1 protein-coding gene is annotated in these 1,780 nt (G+C 35.9%); it reads right to left on the bottom strand.

Going from position 1 to position 1,780, the window contains the following annotated elements; genetic code table 11:
- Nucleotides 1-112 precede the first annotated feature (112 nt).
- Nucleotides 113-1,378: a group II intron reverse transcriptase/maturase gene (gene ltrA / locus EDD63_RS11470; protein ID WP_166667647.1), complete on the bottom strand. Its 1,266-nt coding sequence runs from the start codon at nt 1,376-1,378 to the stop codon at nt 113-115.
- Between the last annotated feature and the right edge of the window lie 402 nt (nt 1,379-1,780).

The raw sequence follows: 1,780 nt of genomic DNA on the forward strand, positions 1-1,780 counted from the left end.
GTCGAGTAGACAAATCTCGACATTCCTCCTCTCTATGTGAAGGTTGTCTAATTCACCCCTCACAGAACCGTACGTGCGGTTTTCCCGCATACGGCTCTTTACCATTACTTCGTTAGTACCATATATTTACTTTTAGACTTGGCTTTTCTTTTATAAAATAGTCCCAAATCCGCAAATAATCCTTGTATTTGATTGGATTCTTTTGTCCTCTCCGTCTCAATATCCGATAGTATTCATACTTATAGTACTTATAAAACTTCGAGATACCTTTATAATTACCACTTATTCCATAGTAATTATACAGTCCCCTTAGTTTTCTATTAATCGTCTCCATTATTTCTGCTATTGGTTTATGCATTACTAGCTTTAACCACGCTTTTGCACTTCGTTTCTTCGCTTTTAATTTCTTCTTACCGATTGTATGGTGCACTGTATATTTCCCATTTCTAGTTTTTCCATTTATATGCGCAAAACCTAGAAAATCAAAACTTTCCTTAGTTCCTTTGTATCTTCCAAATGGTATTGCTTTTGTTTTGTCAGTGTTTATTTCTAAATTGAATTTTGCTAGTCTTGGTATTAGTTCTTCATATACCATTTTCGCTTCATTCTCATATTGAAACATTATTATGAAGTCATCACAATAACGTACCAACTTCGCGTACCCCTTTAGTCTTTTCTTCATATATTTTTCAAACCATAAATCAAGCACATAATGTAGATATACATTTGCTAATACTGGTGAAATCAAACCACCCTGAGGAGTTCCCTCATCCGTTTCACTAAATTTCATATCTTCCATTACTCCAGATTTTAGAAATCTAACTATATATCTGATAAACTTTGGGTCCTGTATATCATTTTCCAGAAATTTCACTAACCATTTGTGATTTACATGATTAAAGAATCCTTTAATATCACAATCAAGTATGTAATTAACTTTCCTAAACATAATCGTGTGATTAATTACACTAATTGCTTCATGTGCACTTCTATTTGGCCTAAACCCATATGAACATTCTAAAAACCTTTCTTCATAAGTTGCACTTAGTGCTTTGGCCATGATTCCTTGTACCAACTTATCTTCATAACACGGTATTCCTAGTGGCCTAGTACTTCCATCTTCTTTAGATATATCTACTCTTCTTGTTGGTTGCGGTCGATATCTCATTGCTTTCATTGCACTTAGTAGCTTATCAATATTGTTTTCTAAGTCTTGTCCATATTCCTCTTTTGTAACCCCATCAACACCAACCGCTTTATTTGCGTTTTGTCTTCGGTGTTCCAATAGTAGGTTCCCTTTGTTTACTAGTGGCAAAAGCGATTGCACTTTATCAAATTTCTTCGATTGTAAACTTATACTCTTTAGTTCATTTTCCACATTCATAACCTCTCGTGTTCTTTGTGTTTATCACTATTGAGAACGTAATAGCATCCATCCCTTCGCTCCATATACTTTCATATACTTCATCACTACTATGAATGAATCCGACTCCTTATAACTCGTCTAACTGCCTTAGTTTACAAAACCTTGTGCAATTATTACCCGTATACTCAGGCGGTTTTCCCCATAAGTTGAGACTGGGAAGTTATAAGGTCTCCCAGGTATCCATAATATACCTTGTTTGCTCGCCAAGTTCTATGACCCCGGTGGAACTCCCACAACCTTACCATAACGGTTGTTTAGTTTTGTCTGCGTCAGCGAGGACTGAATCGACTTCCACTCTATATAACTAACGGGGCTCAATCACTTCACGCTTTCGCATTTCGGCTCTCAAACTTC

The sequence above is a fragment of the Breznakia blatticola genome (assembly GCF_004365815.1).
GTDB lineage: Bacteria > Bacillota_I > Bacilli_A > Erysipelotrichales > Erysipelotrichaceae > Breznakia > Breznakia blatticola.